The organism is Vibrio hepatarius, from assembly GCF_043642085.1.
GTDB classification, from domain to species: Bacteria; Pseudomonadota; Gammaproteobacteria; order Enterobacterales; family Vibrionaceae; genus Vibrio; species Vibrio hepatarius_C.
The window spans coordinates 51,783-72,336 of the sequence record NZ_JBHZSA010000015.1 but is presented as its reverse complement, the minus strand read 5'-3'; the positions used below and the strand labels follow the sequence as shown (position 1 = coordinate 72,336).

General features: G+C 42.7%; 20 protein-coding genes, 2 pseudogenes and 1 riboswitch. Of the genes and pseudogenes, 12 read left to right on the top strand and 10 right to left on the bottom strand.

Annotation, left to right across the window (positions count from 1 at the left end):
* Positions 1-465: 465 nt before the first annotated feature.
* Positions 466-915 (top strand): RNA recognition motif domain-containing protein, encoded by a 450-nt coding sequence (locus tag ACHUFZ_RS19395; RefSeq protein WP_394128428.1) that lies wholly within the window; start codon positions 466-468, stop codon positions 913-915.
* Here the strand turns inward: ACHUFZ_RS19395 and murI are convergent.
* The 3 genes from murI to ACHUFZ_RS19380 are packed head-to-tail and all read right to left on the bottom strand — an operon-like array spanning position 881 to position 4,305.
* Entirely contained in the window at positions 881-1,684 is an 804-nt protein-coding gene (murI, locus tag ACHUFZ_RS19390; RefSeq protein WP_394128427.1) for a glutamate racemase, read from the bottom strand. The genes ACHUFZ_RS19395 and murI overlap by 35 nt on opposite strands.
* A 28-nt stretch (positions 1,685-1,712) precedes the next feature.
* A complete protein-coding gene (locus ACHUFZ_RS19385) occupies positions 1,713-2,393 on the bottom strand; it encodes a Dph6-related ATP pyrophosphatase (protein ID WP_394128426.1) in 681 nt (226 codons plus the stop codon).
* 49 nt (positions 2,394-2,442) lie between these two features.
* Entirely contained in the window at positions 2,443-4,305 is a 1,863-nt protein-coding gene (locus ACHUFZ_RS19380; RefSeq protein WP_394128425.1) for a TonB-dependent receptor domain-containing protein, read from the bottom strand.
* A gap of 56 nt (positions 4,306-4,361) precedes the next feature.
* Positions 4,362-4,563, bottom strand: a riboswitch (cobalamin riboswitch).
* A 199-nt stretch (positions 4,564-4,762) separates the two neighbouring features.
* Here ACHUFZ_RS19380 and trmA point away from each other — a divergent pair.
* The gene (gene trmA, locus ACHUFZ_RS19375; protein ID WP_394128424.1) at positions 4,763-5,872 is read left to right on the top strand and encodes a tRNA (uridine(54)-C5)-methyltransferase TrmA; all 1,110 of its coding nucleotides are present in this window, start codon (positions 4,763-4,765) and stop codon (positions 5,870-5,872) included.
* Positions 5,873-6,031: 159 nt separating this feature from the next.
* Positions 6,032-7,594 (top strand): DNA cytosine methyltransferase, encoded by a 1,563-nt coding sequence (locus ACHUFZ_RS19370; protein ID WP_394128423.1) that lies wholly within the window; start codon positions 6,032-6,034, stop codon positions 7,592-7,594.
* Positions 7,595-7,635: 41 nt separating this feature from the next.
* Here ACHUFZ_RS19370 and ACHUFZ_RS19365 read toward each other — a convergent pair whose 3' ends face one another.
* Both ACHUFZ_RS19365 and ACHUFZ_RS19360 read right to left on the bottom strand, forming a co-directional pair.
* Positions 7,636-8,127: a HEPN domain-containing protein gene (locus tag ACHUFZ_RS19365; protein WP_394128422.1), complete on the bottom strand. Its 492-nt coding sequence runs from the start codon at positions 8,125-8,127 to the stop codon at positions 7,636-7,638.
* Position 8,128: 1 nt separating this feature from the next.
* Positions 8,129-9,703 carry a DUF262 domain-containing protein gene (locus tag ACHUFZ_RS19360; RefSeq protein ID WP_394128421.1) on the bottom strand — a complete coding sequence of 525 codons (1,575 nt, stop codon included), beginning with the start codon at positions 9,701-9,703 and terminating at the stop codon, positions 8,129-8,131.
* A gap of 224 nt (positions 9,704-9,927) precedes the next feature.
* On the opposite strand from ACHUFZ_RS19360, the gene radC reads away from it, so the two are divergent.
* The 8 genes from radC (at position 9,928) to ACHUFZ_RS19320 (ending at position 13,374) form a co-directional block, all read left to right on the top strand.
* The gene (gene radC / locus ACHUFZ_RS19355) at positions 9,928-10,401 is read left to right on the top strand and encodes a RadC family protein (protein WP_394128420.1); all 474 of its coding nucleotides are present in this window, start codon (positions 9,928-9,930) and stop codon (positions 10,399-10,401) included.
* Positions 10,398-10,835, top strand: a complete 438-nt coding sequence (locus ACHUFZ_RS19350) for a DUF2787 domain-containing protein (protein WP_394128419.1) — start codon at positions 10,398-10,400, stop codon at positions 10,833-10,835. The genes radC and ACHUFZ_RS19350 overlap by 4 nt, the downstream gene beginning before the upstream one ends.
* Before the next feature lie 50 nt (positions 10,836-10,885).
* Positions 10,886-11,329, top strand: coding sequence for a DUF2787 domain-containing protein (locus tag ACHUFZ_RS19345; RefSeq protein WP_394128418.1), 444 nt, complete (start codon positions 10,886-10,888; stop codon positions 11,327-11,329).
* Between the two features lie 3 nt (positions 11,330-11,332).
* Positions 11,333-11,509: a hypothetical protein gene (locus ACHUFZ_RS19340; protein WP_021704613.1), complete on the top strand. Its 177-nt coding sequence runs from the start codon at positions 11,333-11,335 to the stop codon at positions 11,507-11,509.
* A gap of 139 nt (positions 11,510-11,648) precedes the next feature.
* Positions 11,649-12,389: a transcriptional regulator gene (locus ACHUFZ_RS19335; RefSeq protein ID WP_394128417.1), complete on the top strand. Its 741-nt coding sequence runs from the start codon at positions 11,649-11,651 to the stop codon at positions 12,387-12,389.
* A 23-nt stretch (positions 12,390-12,412) separates the two neighbouring features.
* Positions 12,413-12,772 carry a hypothetical protein gene (locus ACHUFZ_RS19330; RefSeq protein WP_394128416.1) on the top strand — a complete coding sequence of 120 codons (360 nt, stop codon included), beginning with the start codon at positions 12,413-12,415 and terminating at the stop codon, positions 12,770-12,772.
* A 53-nt stretch (positions 12,773-12,825) separates the two neighbouring features.
* Complete coding sequence (locus tag ACHUFZ_RS19325; RefSeq protein ID WP_394128415.1) at positions 12,826-13,086, top strand: hypothetical protein; 261 nt, start codon at positions 12,826-12,828, stop codon at positions 13,084-13,086.
* 27 nt (positions 13,087-13,113) lie between these two features.
* Complete coding sequence (locus tag ACHUFZ_RS19320) at positions 13,114-13,374, top strand: hypothetical protein (RefSeq protein ID WP_394128414.1); 261 nt, start codon at positions 13,114-13,116, stop codon at positions 13,372-13,374.
* Positions 13,375-14,175: 801 nt separating this feature from the next.
* Here ACHUFZ_RS19320 and ACHUFZ_RS19315 read toward each other — a convergent pair.
* The 5 genes and pseudogenes from ACHUFZ_RS19315 to ACHUFZ_RS19295 form a co-directional block, all read right to left on the bottom strand.
* Positions 14,176-16,791, bottom strand: coding sequence for a LysM peptidoglycan-binding domain-containing protein (locus ACHUFZ_RS19315; protein ID WP_394128413.1), 2,616 nt, complete (start codon positions 16,789-16,791; stop codon positions 14,176-14,178).
* A gap of 168 nt (positions 16,792-16,959) precedes the next feature.
* Positions 16,960-17,400 (bottom strand): annotated as a pseudogene (locus ACHUFZ_RS19310) (RNase H family protein).
* A gap of 76 nt (positions 17,401-17,476) precedes the next feature.
* Positions 17,477-17,677, bottom strand: a complete 201-nt coding sequence (locus ACHUFZ_RS19305) for an AlpA family transcriptional regulator (RefSeq protein WP_394128412.1) — start codon at positions 17,675-17,677, stop codon at positions 17,477-17,479.
* A gap of 67 nt (positions 17,678-17,744) precedes the next feature.
* Positions 17,745-18,344, bottom strand: a pseudogene (locus tag ACHUFZ_RS19300) (YagK/YfjJ domain-containing protein).
* A 221-nt stretch (positions 18,345-18,565) separates the two neighbouring features.
* Entirely contained in the window at positions 18,566-19,201 is a 636-nt protein-coding gene (locus tag ACHUFZ_RS19295) for an inovirus Gp2 family protein (protein WP_394128411.1), read from the bottom strand.
* Between the two features lie 425 nt (positions 19,202-19,626).
* On the opposite strand from ACHUFZ_RS19295, the gene ACHUFZ_RS19290 reads away from it, so the two are divergent.
* Positions 19,627-20,541 (top strand): hypothetical protein, encoded by a 915-nt coding sequence (locus ACHUFZ_RS19290; protein WP_394128410.1) that lies wholly within the window; start codon positions 19,627-19,629, stop codon positions 20,539-20,541.
* Positions 20,542-20,554 lie beyond the last annotated feature (13 nt).

The window sequence follows — 20,554 nt, the reverse complement described above, 5'->3', positions numbered from 1 at the left end:
TAATTTGAAACCGCTCTTTATTAAGAGAAATTTCTAATTGGATTATCATCAACGAGTGCCCACACAGATTGATAGGTCTATATTTTTAAAGAGCTTTTTCTAACTTCCGTCGCGCTCAGCGCCACGTTGCTAGGGGTGCGTATCTTACGCTTCCCATTCTGAGAGTCAAGCATTTTTTCAAACTTTCTTTTCTCTCTTTTCAACTCGGCGTGTGATGTTCGTCTCACTCCGTGTCGATGAGGCGGCATTATAGGGAGGTCTGAGAGGATGACAAGTGTTTTTTTGAAATTAATTTCCGTTTGCTCAAAAAGAAATCAAATCATTAAAAATAGAATAAAATTTCAACATTTGAGTCATGTCACATCAATACGTTGGAAAAACAACAACCATATACGTAAGATCCCTGTGTCTATTTTGTTAACAGTAGACCTAATTTTTCTTCAAACCTAAAAGTTGTATTCTAATATGAGTTCAAACAAATCGACCTTAATGATTGTCGCCTTAGCTGTATTAGGTGGAATCATCTTTTCGCAGGTTGCCGTGTCGCCTGCATTAAGCTTTGTTCTGGGTGTTTTTGCTTCCGCTTTTATTCTTAAACTTTCGAACACCACTATTGAGCAGGAACAACCTAACGATCCATCCACTAAAACATTGTATGTAGGCAATCTTCCATACAAGGCAAACGAGTCACATGTAAAAGAGTTGTTTGCTAAGCATGGTGAAGTCTTTGCAGTGCGCTTAATGAAAGATAAACGCACAGGTAAAAGAAGAGGCTTTGGATTTGTGGTAATGGCAGCAACTGATGCTCAAACCGCTATCGATGCTTTAAATGAAAAAGACTACATGCAACGCACTTTAAAGGTACGTATCGCCAACGACCCTAAATCGCAATCGGATAATGTTGAACAGGACTAAAGCCGAGCTGGTGTAATGCCTTATTTAACGCTCCCTCTTCCCAAGGGGGAGCTGTTGAGAAAATCTCTCGCTTTCCACGCATTTCTTTCTCGCCCGTCGTCTCAAGTAAATCTTCAACTCTTCTTGCTATCGCTTCCCCAGAGTCTACCAATAAAACACGTTCAGTCAGTACTGACTGGATCTCTTGCTTGATTAACGGGAAATGAGTACAGCCTAGTACCGCAACATCTACTTTGTTTGCTATTGCTGCTAGTATTTGTTTTAACTCGGCCAAATCAACCGCCTTTCCTCTCAGCTTCTCTTCTGCGATATCGACTAAGCGAGTTGAACCTAATAGCTCTACAGGTTTGCTTTGTGAGAAGTCTCGGATCAGGTCATGGGTATACGGACGTGTTACAGTCGCCGGAGTCGCGATCAGACCCACTGCTTTGTTGGCTAAGTTCGATGCTGGCTTGATAGCCGGAACAACGCCAACCACAGGAATAGTCAGTTTTGCGCGTAGTGTTGGAAGAACAATGGTGCTTGCCGTATTGCAGGCGATGACAACGAGATCGATCTGATGCTTAGCGACTAATGAAGTAACCAGTCTATCAACCCGGTCGATCAAGGTATCATGGTCCAATTCCCCATACGGGTAGGCTTCATTGTCAAAGATATAGAGGTACTCAAGTTGAGGCAGCTTGCTTTGAATTTCTTGATAGACTGATAGACCGCCAACCCCAGAATCAAAGATTAAGATTTTTGCTTGTTGCTTGGACACTTGAGTCACTCATTTACTTTCGACCCTGCAATGATACTCACTGCTCGATATTTGGCAATCTCTTCGCTTGATAGCGTTGATGGCTGAAACGTTCGCCATGCTCTACGCCAATTAACTCAAGTTCTAGACGGCCAAAATAGCTACGCGTTTGAGTCACTAAAGTATGAAACTCTCCATCTTCTCCGCAGGGATCAGCTTTTGAAGGTAAGCCGTCGATAAACTCTTGTGTATACCACTGACCGCAATAACTTGAATCCAGTTGCGTTCCATCCGTTGTGACCACCAGCGTTGTAATACCTCGTTCAATAATCTCTTCGGCCAGCTCGCGACTGCTTTCGCCTAATAGAGGAAAGACACACTCCCAGCCTGCTGGCTCAATGTAACTGCGGCGGTATGCCTCGATACCATTACAAAACATATCGCCAAACGCAACAGCATCAATATTAAGGTTGCTAGCTTTTAATGCATTGATGATGGTTGATTGATACACCTCATTGGATGGAAACACTGCGGGCAGCGCGATTTTAATCAGAGGAAGCCCCAATAACTCAGCTTGCATATCGACGACTGATATCGGCGTCGCTTGGAAAGGCACTTCGTCTTCTACATAGGTGGTATAAAGGCCAACCACTTGGTATTGCTCGCTGTCCATCAATCTTTCGAGAGTGAGAGTCGAATCCTTGCCGCTCGACCAGCTAATAATGACGTTCTTTTTCATACTGTTGTTTTATTGATAAGAAAAAACCGCCCGAAGGCGGTTTGATACTTTAAAATGCGTATGTAGCATTCAGGTAATATGAACGCCCCATCGTGTTATAAGTTTCTTGTGTTGTGTACTCTTCATCGAAAGCATTGTGGATTCGGCCTCGAACAGTCAACTGGTCGCTGAATGTATAGCTCGCTGCAAAATCAACTAAAGTGAAAGCTTCTAACTCATTCGTATTATCAGCATCTTCATAACTCTTTCCACGGTAAACCGCAGTCGCATCTAGCTGCCACGCATTTAACTGATATCCTAAGTTCCAACGCGCTACATGCTTAGAGCGACGGATTAGCTGTTTACCCGTAGATGAATCAGTCGCATCAACATAATCGTAGCCAAACGTGTTTGATACATTATCTAGATAGAAGGTAATCGACGATTCAATACCATCCATTTCTGCTTTATTCACATTTGAAGGGATCCAATCGCCTGCCGGATTGTTCGGGTCAACAGGAGCCCATGCGATCAGCTGATCAATTTCAGATTTATAGCCCGTCACTTGCCATTCAACAGAGTCATGGTAACCATGGAAGCCAAGCTCATAGCCAAAGCTTTCTTCAGGTTGCAGGTTGGGGTTGCCTGCGTCCGGGTAGTAAAGGTCGTTAAATGTTGGGGCTTTAAATCCAGTACCAACGTTAGCTGTGGCTTTAATTTCATCGAATAGGTTATATGCAGCGCCTAATTGCCATGTATTACTGCGGCCGTAACTTTCGTTGTCATCGGTACGTACGCTAGCTTCCGTCGCAAATTGATCTACAACATAATTCGCAGTTAAGAAGGCAGCTTTATTGTCACGAGATTCTTGGATGTAGGTTCCTTCTGTTGTAGAAACCTTCTCTTCATTCCACTCTAAGCCACCAGCGAGCGTGAAATCATTAGTTAGCTGGTAGCTATGTAGCCAGGTAGCAACGTTTCTCTCACTTTCAAAGCGAGAGTCGTCTTGCAAATCGTTACTATCCAGGCCTTTATCAGCATTAACTGCTAGAGTAAGTTCAGAAAAGTAATTTCCATTTAGGTACTTAGCCTTACCAGCAAAATTATAAAGTGTACTTTCTGATTCTGCATTAGGCTGAATCACGTTGGTAAACGAACCAAAATCAAAGTTCGTCTTGTCGTATTCAGAGTTACCTTTGTGGTAATAACCTTGAAGGCTAAGTTGAAGAGCATCATTCACTTGATGGCCAATCTCAGCAACAACACTCGCTTTATCATAGCCATCTTTATCATCTTCAAAAGGTGTCGTATCTGTCGAGGTGCGTGCAGATACAGCGCCACTATCACCATTAACAGAGACACTTACTTTGCCCCAAGTGCTTTCGTTGAGGTCACCCGCTGCATTAACGCCCGCTTCGTAGTAGCCATGACTTCCCATCCCACCTGTTACCTCGGTAATGTTCTCACCTTGGTAATTAGTCACGATGTTAATAACACCAGAGATAGCATCAGATCCATAAAGAGCTGCTCGTGCACCACGAATAAACTCAATACGCTCCACACCCGTTAACGGAATTTGGCTAAAGTTCGCTTCACCCGCTGTTGAACTACCAATACGAACACCGTTAATTAGAACAAGTAGGTGACGAGAAGAACTACCGCGCACATAGACACTGGAGTACTGACCAAAACCGACGCTGTTAACTTGTACACCCGGTAATGAGCGTAACGCTTCTGGCAGTGATTTTACCTGCGACAGTTCTAGCTCTTCTTTGGTAACGATAGTAATCGGAGAAATAACATCTTTGATACTTTGCTCAAAACGGTTCGCTGTGACTACCATCGTCTCATCCGCGGAGACATCTTGGGCATAAGAATAAGAGGCGTGTGAAAGTAGCGATGCCACTGTCATCGCTAAAATAGATCGGTTCATTTTTATAATCCTAGTTCGCGTAAGTCCTACTGAGCATGGAGCGTCTTGCTTCCAGTGTGTTTGCTCAGCTGCTGGCAGGTCTTCGGACTTAAGAGCTTGGATTGACCACCTAATCACTCGACTTCCCACATAAATCTATATGCAGTGTCCTATTGAGCTTTCGTTCTCTTTTACCGCTGCGCGTCAGTTCTGGATTTACACCAGATTCCCTTTCAGCCATCTATACTTCTAGACAGCACCAGCTTGGCGACGATGTTATTAAGCTATTAGTTGTTTGTCTAGCCAATATTGTCGATTTATATCATTTAGAGACAATTCATAGTGCTCACAACTGCCTCTTTACACACTATCTTTAACACATGACCGGACAATACTGGACATAGCGCTGAGATTGAATAAAATCTGCGCTCTTAAACTAAATACACCTTCCACAGGTACCAAACCAAAGGTAATAATCATGGCGACTCTTGATGTAAACCCGCAAACCTACCAAGAACAGTTGGCTGACAAAGTCGATCGTCTTAATGAAATGTTCGCATCTTACAAAGTACCTGAGTTGGAAGTATTTGAATCTCCTGAGCAGCACTACCGTATGCGCGCAGAGTTTCGCGTTTGGCATGAAGGTGAAGACCTTTACTACATAATGTTTAACCAAGAGACGCGTGAAAAATACCGTGTAGACCAGTTCCCAGCAGCAAGCCGTCTTATCAACGACCTAATGCCACTGCTGGTTGATGCAATGAAAGACAATGATTCACTGCGTCGTAAATTGTTCCAAGTCGATTTCCTTTCAACGCTAAGTGGCGAGATCTTAGTGTCACTGCTTTATCATCGTCAGCTTGATGATGAGTGGACGGAAAATGCTAAGGCACTTAAACAGCGCCTAAACGATGAAGGCTTTAACCTCAATATCATTGGCCGCGCACGTAAGATGAAGATTGTGTTAGATCGTGACTACGTGATCGAGAAGCTCGATGTAAACGGTAAGCCATACATCTACCAACAAGTGGAAAACAGCTTTACTCAACCAAATGGTAAGGTTGCTGAAAAGATGCTTGAGTGGGCGGTTGATTGTACTCAAGAAAGTACGGGCGATCTGTTAGAGCTGTACTGTGGTAACGGTAACTTCTCACTGGCACTGGCACAAAACTTTGACCGCGTACTTGCGACAGAGCTAGCGAAGCCTTCTGTCGTTTCAGCGCAATACAATATCGCGGCGAACAAGATTGATAACGTACAGATCCTACGTCTTTCGGCAGAAGAGTTTACCGAAGCTATCGAAGGTAAACGTGAGTTCCGTCGTCTACAGGATGCTGGTGTCGATCTTAAGAGCTACAACTGCAATACCATTTTCGTTGATCCACCACGTGCGGGTATGGATATCGATACTTGTAAGATGGTTCAAGGTTACGAGCGCATTATGTACATCTCTTGTAACCCAGAAACACTGAAAGAGAACTTAGATGTGCTGTGCGAAACACATAACGTAACGCGATTTGCTCTGTTTGATCAGTTCCCTTACACCCACCATATGGAAGCGGGCGTGTTGCTAGAGCTCATAAAATAAGAACTTTAACGACTTTCAATTCTAGAAAAAACATACTGGGTACGGCTCAGGGTACGGATAGGCTAAACACGAATTCCGTATAGTCTTCAAAATATCCTGGATCTTAAACAACAAATATTTTAGTATCCTAGTCTGTTAATTATTTAAGTGAGTATTAATTTGAATCATATTGAGCTGTTTTCAGGGTGTGGTGGGTTATCTTTAGGCCTAGCTAAAGCTGGCTTTGAGCTTACGTTCGCTAATGAGTTATCCCCAATGGCAGCCGAAACGTTTGCATATAATTTGCTAAACGAAGATTTAGGTGCACTTGCGGAAAAAGACAAAAAAAGCAAAAAAGTATATTGGCTCAGTAGCCAGTATGTAGACTTGACTAACCGACTAAGAGAAAACCCCTTCGAATATCCAACCGTAGAAAAAGGGGTTACAGATATCACCAATGACTACCAAAAACTGCATGGAAGCCTTTTAGTAGGGAACATCATACATCTAAACCAACTTTTAGAGGCTAAGCCTCAACTTCTAACCGAGATAAAAAGTGGGTTCGGAAGTGACGGTATAGATCTTGTTTCTGGAGGTCCACCTTGTCAGAGTTTCAGTTTGGCTGGCTTGAGAAAAAAAGAATGTGATAAAAACCTATTACCTTGGGAATTCGCAAAATTTGTTGGTATGGTGGAGCCTAAGCTAGTAATCCTCGAAAATGTATCGGGTATACTCCGGCCCTTTAACGAGGACGGTATAAAATACTATGCTTGGTTCGAAGTAGCTAAGGCGTTCGCAGAGCAAGGCTATATACCATTGTGTCTGCATGTCAATGCTCGATTAGCTGGAGTCCCTCAGAATAGACCTCGCTTTATAATGCTTGCAATAAGAAAGGATATTCTATCAAACATATCGCACTCCTTTAACGAACACGAAATAAAGCTATTAAGTCCGTGCTTAGATTTATTTGAGAATACTCAAGCGGGCAAAACTGTCGATATAAAAGACTATCGCTGTTACGACGTTAACATCAGTAAAGATTTAGAGTTGTTTCGAAATTCTTTTCTTGCACCTCTTGTTAGCGATAAAGAAGTATCAGTTAAAATGGCTATTCATGACCTATGCCTTACGAAAAAAGGTAAGAAATCACCTTATGTCCAACAGCTAAATGAAAAATTTGAGAGCGTTTTAGGTAAGGCTGGAGCGACATATAACCACATACCAAGAAAGAACAGTGAACTGGTAAAAAGAAGGTTTCGAGTTTATCAAGTACTTCAAAAGAGCAGTCAAGAAGCGAGAAAGCAAGTCTTTAGCATCCTAAAAGGTGAAGTAGCTCATTTAAGTAATTCAGTATGGGAAGAGTTGAAAAAACACAAGTTTGTGTCTTTGGAAGGTAAGTATGTCAATTTTAACTCAAAGGAAAGCTTTACTAGTTACTTAAAAGCTCATCCGACAAAAAAACGAAGCCAGCGCGCACTGGACGAACATCAACCAGCTCCTGCTGCTTTATCTATACCAGACGATGCTTGCCATTATGACAGTAGCGAGTTGAGAACGCTAACAGTTAGAGAAATGGCTAGAATCCAATCCTTTCCTGATGCTTTTAAATTTCGTTCAAAGGTGACTACTGGTGGTACTATGAGGCGTAGTGAAGTCCCTCAATACACTCAAGTGGGCAATGCCGTCCCCCCATTGCTGGGAGTTAAACTGGGAAGCGTTATTTCCCAAATATTGGAAAGATAAGCACTTGCACCAAAGTGCAAGTGCTCCATACCCCTATTGTTTTATGACTCAGTTAGAGTGCCAATAAACGATACTAATTCACTAACAGTAGAAAAGGCGTTGCGGACAGAAACAAGAGTAACACCATTTGTTTTAAACTCTTGCCCATGTGCGATACTGTTCCTCCAACTAACTATCGAATTAATATCGTTTTTTCTATCATCCTTCCCATTTAACCACTCAAGAAAGTCCTCGCTCCAATTGGAGTTAAACTGACCAAGAATCGTTCTAATATTTTCAGTATTCATATTTTTTGAAATTGGCCAAGTTTCCTCTACGTACCTAGATATCGGTTTTCGAGCCCCTTTCGACGCATACTGTAGTAGCAACTCTTTTATTGCTTGCTCCAAGTAACCAGACACCAAGACGGCCAGATATTTCGCATTATGCGCCTGAGCTTCGGGGCTGCTATCTTCTGCAACATATGACTTGAGTAAACTATCAATCCTACTTCTATACTTATCATGGCTGTTATGGCGAGAGTGACGCGACATACTACTCTCCCATAAATATCTTCATTGCAATATCAACCCTACTAATCACATTTTCTGTATCATTGATAAACTCGTCTGTTGCTTTTTTGTATTCCTCATCATTCACTAGCTGCTCTAAACATTTAGCTAGAGTTTCTTCATCCAGAGTCACACCATGATTAAGAGCTTTTGCGACCCCAACCATGACAGAATCAAATTTTGAGAGAAGAAAGGTTCCTCCCGTTTTAAATAACTTCGAGTCGAAACTACTTAGAAGGGTTGTTGTTTGTTCAAATAAATTCTTGAGCTCATGCAATTTTTCTTGAGGGATATTTCTGTTTTTTTCCATATACTTATCAAGAAAGCTAGGCATTGGAGCTTTATAATTATCATACTCCTCATAAAGAGCCACAAACCTTAATATGGTTTCTACATCTTTGTAACGACTATGTTTGGGACCAAACAACGTTCTCCAACTAGATGTTTCATTCAAATCGTGTAAAAGGCTGTCAAGAGAACCGTAAAAAATACATGACCTCACTTCTTGAGGTTGAAGCGGTTTTCCGCTTGTATTAAGCCTTCTAAAAATTTGTATTACAGCATTGTTGTACTCATAGCCATAAGTAGAGCTATCCGCTGACGGGTCAGGACGAATGACAATACTGTGAAGAACAGAGTCACTTAGTGTTCTGATATCAGCATCATCTAAAACTTTTGACTTGGAAGATTTAGCAACATCAGAACTGAAGTAACATCCACGCAAATCCTCATGAATTTTTTTACTATTTGAGATCGAGAACTTTCCGGCTAAATATCTTTGAAGTGTTTTTAACCGTTGTTGCCCATCAATGATGTTCAACGTTCTTGAGTCACGATCCTGAGCTAAAAAGATATTTGGTACAGGCAACCCTAGAATTAGAGACTCAATAAACCTTGACTGCTCAGTTAAACTCCAAACGAAACCTCGTTGAAAGCCAGGCAGTTTGATGTCCCCACGGTTTAATCGCTTCACAAGCCCTTCAACATCACTATCCCAACCATAGCTAGAAACTTCAAATCGTGATGGTAGTTCACTTTCACTGCTTTCATCATTCTCAACTTTAGTATCTTCACCTACCCCTACTGTCCCAATAAGCTCAGTGGAGTCAATGTTTATCCTGCTTACGATTTCAGAAAAATCGGAACCATCAGACATATCAAGTGGATACTCATCTGATAAGTTCAACAATATGATATTGCTGTTTTCAATAAACATGGCAAAAATCTGTCCGTCAGAAGCAAAATGATTAAACCTACCCGGCCAAAAGCGAGTATCCCCTCGGGCTGTGGCCTTATATAGGGAAGTCTTTGTTTCTTCACGAGCCCCATTGCTTAATACAATACAAGTAAGCATAACTTTATGCTCAGTACCAGATAACTGAACATCAAAATCATGTACCTGTTTATTCTTTAACAACTGAACGATTGGCGCAGTTGCATCTAAGATGCTTTTTCGAAGTCCTGTTTCTGTGACATAGAGCAATTCAAAGTCAATGCTTAGCCCTTTTAAAACCTCTATTTTTTCTAACTCAACTGATGTTAATTCTCTTGTATTCATATTTTAAGCCTAAATAAAACCAAATATACCTTGATCACTATTTTCAGGAATTGGGACAATTTTAAAGCCCTGAACTATATTGCCTTTCAGTACAATACAAACAATGTAAAAAGGCATTTAAAGTAAGTTACCATCAAAGACTCTCACATTCATCTCAATCCAAAGATCTTCAGACATATGTCATCAATGTGAAACCCCATCATTGAATCCGACAGGAGCCTGAAATGAATCCAAAAACTTCCGATTACCAAAAGCAGCAACGCTATCAGGAAAATGAAATCCTAGAGCATGCAGCAGAGATATTGGCTACGCGCTACGTGCGTGGTGATGCCCTAACCAAACCTGAAGCCACTAAAGAGTACGTTCGCTGTAAGCTAGGCAGCCATGAGCGTGAAGTGCTTGCTTTACTTCTACTGGATAACCAAAACCGACTGATTGAGTTTAAAGAGCTGTTTCATGGAACGGTGGATGCGGCCAGCGTCTACCCACGTGAAGTGGTAAAAGCAGTGTTTGAAGTGAATGCCGCTGCGGTGATATTCGCGCATAACCATCCATCCGGTGACTCAACACCGTCTCAAGCCGATAGGCGCATAACCGAAAGACTCAAAGACGCGCTCGCGCTGGTGGATGTTTGCGTACTTGACCATATCGTGACAGGCGATACATGCACCTCATTTGCTGAAAGGGGGTGGTTATGATTGAACAACATTATGGTGAGCTTTCAATTGATGATGCGTTACATGCGTCATTAGAAGCACTTCTTAATCGCTACACTCTCCCAGAGAGCGCTGAGCGACTCGTATTGAACTGCCGCCAAATAAGTTACTACCGACATCGACAAGGTTTGCATCCGATAGAGGTTCAGTTTAAACGCGAGTCAGCCACTAGCCCTTGGCTGGTGGCCTTCTTTGCTAGCTTCTCTTATCCCGATGACAACAGCACAACTGTGGAGCCTGAGTTGTACTTTCACCTTACTAATCGCTGGTGCTATCAACCCGATGTAGGGAGCACTGATCTATCCCACCCAGAAGTCCAAGAGCTGCTTTCAGTCTGGATGAAAGCCTTTGCTCGACATCTGTCCAAAAATGTCTTCAATGACGTGCAACTGACGATGGTCGGTACGTTCCACTAAACCCTAATCTCTCATTTCTTATTTGAATCCTGAAACAAGGAGGAATCACTATGCCTCATTTAACCTTTACTGCATCCACGCTACCTGTATCTAATAAACTGCATACACTGCTTAGCAAGCTGTTTACCGCTCATTTACTGGGCCATGAAACTCTCGCCACCAGCCGTTATTTGGTGTTTAACTTTCGCGATAAAACATACAGCGCGGAAGAAGGCGGTTTCCATCCGATTGAGATTGCAATTTGCCACACCTCAATAGGAGAATGGAGCATTGAGTACATCACTGACTTTGCTTATATGGGGAATTACTATCCAGAGCTAGAACGCAACTTAGATTTTGATTTTCGGGTTGGACAGTTCTTTGTGGCCTATCGTGGTTGGCTGCCAATGCAGGGTAGCAGTGATGCCAAAGAGCTCTATCAGTTGTGGGAGTGTAACTTTCTTGCTTATGTCGATACGGATGCTTACAACGAGATAACCGTCACACCGCAATAGCTCATGACTTCCCTTCTCCTTAACACCATTAAGCTTGTCACTGCTCTTATTACCTTGTTTACCCTCTCTCCTTTCTTTGGCGCTATCGGAACTCTGACGACGTTAGGTTTTCTGGTCGTACTATTGATTGGATTATTGGCAGCGATTGCCGAGCTCAGTGATAAGCATAAGCCTCGTTAATGTTAATCGGCTCACACTTTAGAGAAGCCGATTGATGCTGTTTTCACCGTTGGACATTATGTGTCTGACTCACCTCTACTCTCCCGACATTAAATGTCCACCTCCGGTCTTGGAGCTATGATGTATTGAGAGCGTAGTCATGAGCAATAAAACCAGCATTGAAGGGTTATCCGCTTTGCTGCACACGCTGATGCTTATTCCTCAACATCGTTGGATTACCGTTAGGGAGTTGCAGCAACAGTTAGCCCAACTCGATATCCACCGCACCACGCGCAGCATTAAACGCTACCTCGATGAAGTCATTGTGGAGGTGTTTAACGTGGAGTGTGATTCGATGAGCATGCCTCATGTTTATCGGAAAACTTCAGAGCAATTACTGAAGCTCAACAAGCAGAAGATGCTCTATTGGCAGTTGACTAATAAGTACTTACTGCCGCTGGTTCCTGATGCACTGAACTATGGGCAAGGTCACTCCTCGGAGAGAGACAAACCCTTACCCCACAATGGTTCAGAGTATTTAAAAGAGCAAGCATGGTTAGCCAAAGTCCATGTGGCACTGCCCACTATTCGTGAGTGGAGTCATGAGCAGCGGCAAGTATTGAATGCGGTACACACGGCATTACTGAACAACCGTATGCTCAAGATATCGAGTCAAGTTTTGCAGCAAGAGAAAGCGCTCATCGAACCACTGGGACTCTCGGTTCAATGTGACGCGCTCTTGCTGCTTTTTCGATTATCCGGTCAACCCACGATACGCACCCTAGCCCTACCTCTGATTGATGAGGCCAGTGTATCGACGTTTTCTTTTATCTATCCCACTGATTTCAATCTAGAGCGGTTCATGCGTGAACACGCTGAAATCCGTGCATCCCAAATTTAACTCACCACTACGGAGAGATACCTATGAATACCCTCATTCGAACCATCATGATGGCCCTATTGCTATTCAGTATTACGGCTTGCAGCGAGCAAGAAGCTGCGCAAACCGTCACCGCCGATGTTGAAGTATCTATATCCACCAACCCTCATTGGGGAACACTGGTCTTTGATATTCAAGCTATCACTGACAGCACAGTAGTAAGCAATATCGTTATCAACAGAGGCTACTGCCGTCTACCCGCAGGCACAGCCTCAGAGCTCTCTAGAAACGTTTCATTGAAATTCGGTGAAACCTATACCGGATACAGTAACAACTGCACCGTAGACAGCGTGAAAGAAATCGAAGTCACGTCAAACGCTGGCACCTTTGTCTACACCTTCTAACCTTCGGCAATTCAAATTTCATAAACCCTAGTTCTACTTGATAAGGAAAGACCATGAATCTAAACCCACTCCTTTTGGCAGCTCTAGTCGCAGCCTCAATGACTACTTCACCTATAGCCACCGCTGCACTCGGCGGTGCACCTAACGTCTCTAAGGACTATTTAGAAAAGCAGTGGAATGGTAAACAAGGCCCACAATCCACTCTCGTTGCTGGCGTATTGCTTCACTGGACTGCTGATGTGTGCGGCGAGTTGAACGGACAAGTTTCTGATGCCACTCAGTGCCAGCCTAAAACCAAGTCAACCTCTGATTAATCTGAAAATCACTAGAAGAGAAACACCATGAGTCACACCAAAACGAACATTCTCGTTCTACTTGCAACCATAATCACGCCTTTTGTTTTCGCTCAGGGAGGGGGAGCACTAGGAGGTAACCCATCTATAGAAACAGGTGCCGTCAACGTCAGTGTAGGAAAATGTACTCAATACAAAATGGATGTAAAAGCAGCACAAGAGGCAGGTAAGGACGCATCGACCATTACCGTCCCTGAAGGCTGTGAAGCTATCACAGAACAGTGGTGCCACCAGCCAAAGCTAAAATGACAATGGGGAGCAATTACGCTCCCCATTTTTTTGTCTCAACGAATCTGTTTGAAGGTATATGTTATCTGAAAAAAATTGTTTATCCCTACCCGAAATGATAGCGATATTAATCCTTTATACAAAAATAAAGAGGTAAAACGTGGTCATAAAAAACAGCCAGTTCAAAAACATAAAAACGTCAGAAGAACACTTCTTTTCTCTTCGTCGGTGTCTTACGAGAGGATAAACCAAGCAGAAGTATGAGAATAGACCACCCGCCCCCATACTATTCATAGCAATGTAGTTTTTACTCTTAAAGCTTTCGGGCTCTTTCGCTAAGTTGTCTACTAATTGATTGATATGTTTTTTATCTCCTAAGGAATAGACGACAAGGTGATAAAAATAGACTAGAGCCCATGTAAAAAACAGTAGCCCTATCAAAGACCTCAACATCACGAAATCAAACATAATCACGAAGCCATGCTGGCGTCATCTACCCAAACGTATAAACGAGAATAGCGACAATAAAAAACAACCAATTTAACCACATGAACAAGTCGAAGGAAACTGCCCTATTTCTTCGGCGATGGCGTACAAAAGGATAACTAAGAATAAACAGAGTGAATACTCCCCCTGCACCAATCCCACCTAAGGACAAACTGTATTTGTCTTTAAATTTTTCAGGATCTTTGGCTAAACAATCTACCAATAAGTTTATGTGCTTTCGGTCGCCGAAACCATATACAGCCAAGTGATAAAAATAGACAAACATCCACACAAGTGAAAACATTGCTGCGCTAGAAATTATCGTATCTATCATGTTCAAAAACCTTTAATTGACTGCTCTACAGAAAAATTATTGAATCTTGAATTCAATATGTACTCACTCACCCTATCCTGTGCTTGCTCGTCAACATTATTTTCAAACTTTTCAAGAAGTTCCTCCATCGGCGATAGATCATATGCTCTTTTAGCGAAATCTTTACCTACACCACCACCGACAATACCTCCACCAAGCGCTGAGGCACCAACGATAACCATAATAACTGGCGCAGAACTGATGGTTAAAGCTGCCACTACTGTTCCTGCAATAGCAACGCCAACCATACCACCAGCCCAACCACCAATCACACCACCAGACTCAACCGTCACTTGCTTGGTACAGCCTTTTAAATCCTTGCATTCTGTCGACACGTTATACAGAGCACTAGCTACACCAAATCCTAGTGATATTTTTCCTGCCTTTTCAGCATACCGAACCCACTTAGCAGTATTTGCCACCCGCCCCCCTAACTCGGGAACAGAACCTTCCTTTAATATCTCATCGGCATTGTGAATGAGTGACTTAGTAGAATTTATCCCTAGACTCGCCTTTAAGCCTTGGTCTACTGGTATTTTCAGTGTCCGTTGCGTAAGTTTATCCAATTGCTTATCGAGAATCTTCTTCAAACCTTGTCTCTGCCGAACAAAACTTGCCCTATCAATTTTTTTTGACAAGAGATCAAGGTATAGACGATCCATCTTTTGAAGTGATAACGATACATTTTCTAGATTCTTCTGCATTGCCGGAGCTATTGTTCCAACTACAGCCCCCATATATGCGAATGAGTCCGACGGCTTACCCGTATTCCAATACTCCACCAGCTTACTTTCTATTACTTCAAAGTAAGCTTGATGCAACTCGATTTGGTCGGGGCTCAACTTACCCAGTTCTTCACTCGCTAACACTGAATTATCTTTTAATGACTTTAGTTTGGCTTTTTCCTCTTCTGAAGAGGCTTCCTTAGTTAGGAAGATAACCATTTCTCCAGGAATTAGGGGGTCATTCAGATGTTGATTATGTTCTTGGATCAGAGATTTCGTTTTCGAAGAGACACCACTTAGCGCTTGTTCCCAATAATCACTAAGGGCCAGAGACTCTTCAACCCTCACAAAGCCAAGTTGGAACTCTATCTGCTCTTCAAGTTCTTTTAAGCTAGCAATGGTGAGATCATCATGAACAACACCTTCAGAATTCACCGACTTGACTGTGGAGCCTTTGATGTAAGAACTTGAATAATCATAAATTGAGTTTGAGGGCTTGTTGTACTCCTTCACTTCAACACTTGGTTTCCCATACTTTAAATCGGTCTGTTGTTCAATCTCGGCCTTGTTACTTACTACTAATTGGTCACCAACCTTCAATTTCATCGGGTCAGCATCATACTGCGGGTTCAAATCAAGTAACTGTTTCGCCGACAAACCATATTGCCCTGCAATGGTTCCCCATGATTCCCGTTGGTTGGTTTTAGAGTCAGCCTCAACGATATGCGTCTCTGGTTTGGTCTCTGCTTTATCTGTTTCCACAGGTTGAGTGGTTTGCCTTTCCACGACAGGCTGTTTGGGTGTAGCAAGCAGTTCGTTGATATCAAGTTTGATACCATGTTGCGCCAACCAATCCTCATTAAGACTATCAAGTTCTTCTCGGGTAATTTGCTTTTCTAAGTAAATCAGATGTTGGTTATCAATCTCTTTGCCTTCGAGCTTCCAGTAAACCAGAATGGCACTTTGGTAGACGTTGTAACCCTGCTCGTCATTCAATCGTTCATGAGTGGAGCATGTAGCATAGAACGCCCACTTGCCCTCACCAAGCAGCCTGTATTCTTGAACTAATCGGTCGTTATGAAAATGGTAATAGTAACCTTCCGTTGGCAGTCCTAAACGCTCCCCTAGCTGCACTGATGGGATGACTGGAATAAAAGCCTCCCTCACTAGACCTGAGCCTATCGGCTTGACCTGCACACTTTCAGGCACACTAATACCCATTGAGCTGTCTGCCACTTTAGCAAACAATTTTTTCGGCTCATCAAAGGCAGTATGAGCGATGTATTTAGTACCGTATTCTGTGGGCTCCGTCTGCCAGCGACCAATCATGGCTTCTTGCTTAGTCTTGCCCAGTTGAAACGCACACCCTACGCTTTTTCTAAACGTCTCATCCGAACAAGCCACTTCAAAGCAACATTCGTATTGCAGTTTTAGTGGTGCATCTAAGGTATCAGGTTTTACGGGCTCAGGAACATAGGTCTCTTCAATGTTAGGCGCATAACCAGCGGCGCTTTGAGTGGGCGCAGCACTGCCCGCAGCACCAACAGACATCTTCGTTCTTGAAAGGTAGGCACTTTTCGCTTCTGGCGATAACGCCTCTTGTCCTTCAGCCGACAAGCTCCACGATTTGCTCATACTATCTCGGAGCATCACAGGCTTAGATGGAGTGTCTGTCAGCAATGCTAACTCACCGCTTTTGAGCTTCTCCACAAAACGAGAGAAACTCATTCCATGAGGCAGTACAGAGCCTAAAGATCGCTCATTTAGCTTTTTTATATCCCCTTCGACTTGCCCGAACTCATATGTCATCAGTTCGGTTAACCGTACCACTCGATAACCCACAGTTAAATCCATCCGCTACTTTCAATGGATGTATTCTACCTAACCAGCGGGAGTTGCAGGATTTATAACCATAAGTTCGGTCTACCAATTGCAGACATTGTGATTTTCACCCACTGAAACCAAACCCATTGATAATGACTTAATCATTAACCAACTTAGCCCAAACTATAAATTCTTGTATTAGTCGGCTTCCGCTGCTTCAACCGCCAACAGGTCAGCTCTTTCATTCCCTTCAATACCCGAATGTGCTTTGACCTTAAATACCTCGACATACTTCCTAGAACTCAGCTCATCCACTTGTTGCCAAAGCTGGCGGTTTTTAACTGGTTTCTTATCCGCACGGCGCTAACCTCGGTCTTTCCAATCGTCCATCCAGATGTTGAAACCTTTTACACAGTAAGCACTATCTGAGTAAATAACGTCCCCATCTTCTGCGTACTCCAACGCCTCAACCAAGGCCAGTAGCTCAAGCTCAGCACTATTAGTTTTGCGGTCAATAGTGATGCTCTCTTCATGCACAATCTCATTGTCTTCATCCATGACCACCAGCCCGATGCCACCTCGTGTACAAACGTGTTGATTGTTTGGGGCTGCGCCGTCTACGTAAATTGAATAACTCATTTTTTATCTCTCATTGAAAAAGGGCGCATGACTTTGCTTAGTCAGCGCCCCGTTGATGGTGTGATTGATGTTTGTGTTACTGAAAGAATTCTGTGTTGTCTCGCATGCTCAGACGCGATTCCATCCATTCCTCGATTTCACTTTCTACCCAAGCTACAGCCCGTCCGCCGAGTGGTACACTTTTAGGAAAGTCGGTTTCATCAGCCATGAACTTGTAAATAGTTGAACGGCCTAACCCTGTTAGTGACATCACGTCTTTAAGTCGTAGAAATCTCATGGGAATTGTCTCCTGTATTTTGTATATACCCATGTGATAAGCCGCCACTGTAAAAAAATGCAGTCGTTCACTCTGCACTAGAGCCAAAGAAGTAACGCACTTCTTTCCATGCTTCAGCAAGACTACTCATGCGATGAAAGACAGTGCGTTTGATGTTCGTATCCTGCTCCCTACAGCGTGTCCCCAAGCCATAATTGCCTCGGTCATTGAAAAACACCAATGAGCGCGCTTCGCCGCTGTAGTGCTTTTCTATAGCTTCTTGCCAAGCCGTATTAAGGTGCCCGACCAATTCATTGCGCTTGTCCCAACAAATAGCGGGACCAAAGTGCTGGCTATAGTCAGTAAACAGCACCACTCGATAGTTGTGTGACGGCACCTTGTCTTCTCGCTTGCGCCATACATAGAACAGTGAATCCGTCTCAAGCTTTTGTTTAAGCAGATTAAAGTAATCGTTGAGGATACTGAGGTCGGTATCTTGATGGTCTTCTAGCAAGAACAAATCCAAACGTGTGGCGAGAGCGACTTCAAACTGACTGAGTGCCTATTCAAAGACATCGACCATCGAGGTCAATGCTGACTCATATAACCCCTTGTCACTGAAAAACACTGGGTAGTCGTTGAACGTTTTTGAATGGGTAATGTTAGGAAGGTGAGTGTTGTTTGACATGAGTAGTTTCTCTGAATCTGTGAATGACATAGAAATTGCTCACGCTGTATTTTTTAAGAGGAGTCATGACTGCAACCAAAACTCATGCTGCGATTATAGATGTGTTTGGTGACTAGGTGCCTCTGAACGACTATGAGTAGCGCTGATATGATTAAGCATTCTAGTTCTGTGGTCTGTTGTTCATCCCACAGGGACTGTGACTACCGATACTTTTTAGCTGACTAACAGCTAGTGCCAAAGTTTCTCGCGTTTCCCTCGTGAACCTTTGAGTAAGGTTTAGCGAAATAGCACACTCTTTTGAATAACTCATTCTTCGAACTCTGAACATCAGATGAGTTACGATTTAGGTAGTACACGCCATTCTTGCAGAAATGGACTAGTGCAGGTTTATCCTGTTTGATAGCACTACACCAAGCTTGCTTCATTAGAGCAGCTAAACACCCTTCTGATGCACCTACGTCACCGAGTCGATGATAAATGTCTTTATTCAAGAAAATAGCCACATGGTAGTGATACTGCTCAGAGGTATTCTTCTCTTTTGCCCATACGTAACTGGTCTTGTTACTTAAGCTCCTTCCCCAGCTTTTCTCTTTGCGTTTGATATCCACAGCCAGTTTGGCATTTAGAGATTTGAAGAATCGAGTAATGACTTTCGAATCTGCATCATCGAAATCTTCGGGTAAGTGTAGGTCTATCCGAAACACGGATAGCCTAGAGTGATACTTCAAAGCTTTCTCTATCAATTGAGAAATCTTGTAGAGGTGAAACTTGCGGTAGAGGAATCGTTGCTTTCGTTTCGTTGGTTGAGGTAGGTCGTAGTTGTTGAACTTGTCTTCAGATGTGTACTTGTCATTCATGGTGTTGTTATCCCTATTCGTGTCTCTCTCATACACACAGGGAGTAACGTTAATTTTAATGGTGAGAAGATTAAGTATATTACCAATACCGACAATCTAACTTTTAGCCATTACCCTCACAATGTCACAAGCACGCCCATGGACCAACTAAAGTAACTTTAATCACCCTACCCCTCGCATTTTTCACTCCAAAAAAACGTTAAATCATTCTATTTTTCCACTCGAAAGTTATAACCTTCCTTAACCCTCTACTAAGAAGCAAAAATATCACCTAACAGCACTGCTATATATAGCTTTTTCACACCACCCCACAAATTTTAAAGAACTTTTTTACTACAATATAGATACTTTAATTAGTCTATATAGCTATTTTTGTTATACATTTATCTCAAGGATAGTAGCTCACAACATAAGGTGATAATAAAGTGTTATCGATACAGCAAAAACTCACAGATATGGGGTTAATAAAAGCCGGAAATAGTCGATATTTACGCTTCTACCTTTCTTACCTTGTAACGCATTTTGATGTTGCATTCAGTGTTGAAAGCCAAGACAAGGAAGAGCTACAACTTAAGGTTTATCGCGCTCTCATTACACATCTGGATTCACAGCAGAAAGAGCTTAGAGTTAATGAGCTGAACAAGTGCGTATTGGAGCACCTACTGCCTAATAACTCTTTTGATTGGATTGATAAAAATGAAGATAGGATCGTCTATTTTGTCTGGTCAATGCTAAGGCTCATGACGACAACCAAAATGAACATTGACGATAACCAACATGACCTCAACTACACATTTAGGCTTAGCGAATGCCTCGAATTCATGAATAAAGGACAACGAAACCTGTATCAACGAGTGGGTGTAAACAAGCTCCCTCTGCATCGTTCGGAGGCGTTGATCGCCATTTATGATTTCTTTGATCAATGGAAAGCAAATGCGGCTGCCAAAGAGCGCCTAATGAATATTCTAAAGGAGAAGTGGTTGTACATCGCAACAGAGATACGACCAGACTATTCATGGCTAGAGAGCAGAAACAAACAACAGAATATTTGGTTGAATCACTACATCAAATCAAAGCTGGAGTATCTTCCCCACATGCCACCACCGGTATCAGCAACGCAATATCACAACGTCAATATTGCTTTAATTGATACCCTCTTCACTCTAAAAAAGGGCGTGATTAGAAACCCCATAGAAGAGTCTAAGAAGGAAAAAGCCACTACTATAAATAAACCTTATCAAGAGTATTTAACTTGCCACGAGGTACTACACAACATGATGAAAGCTTGGAAACAAAAATTGTATAGGAAGAACCATAGCAAACGCTCAAGTAAGTCTTAGTGACTGTTTTGAT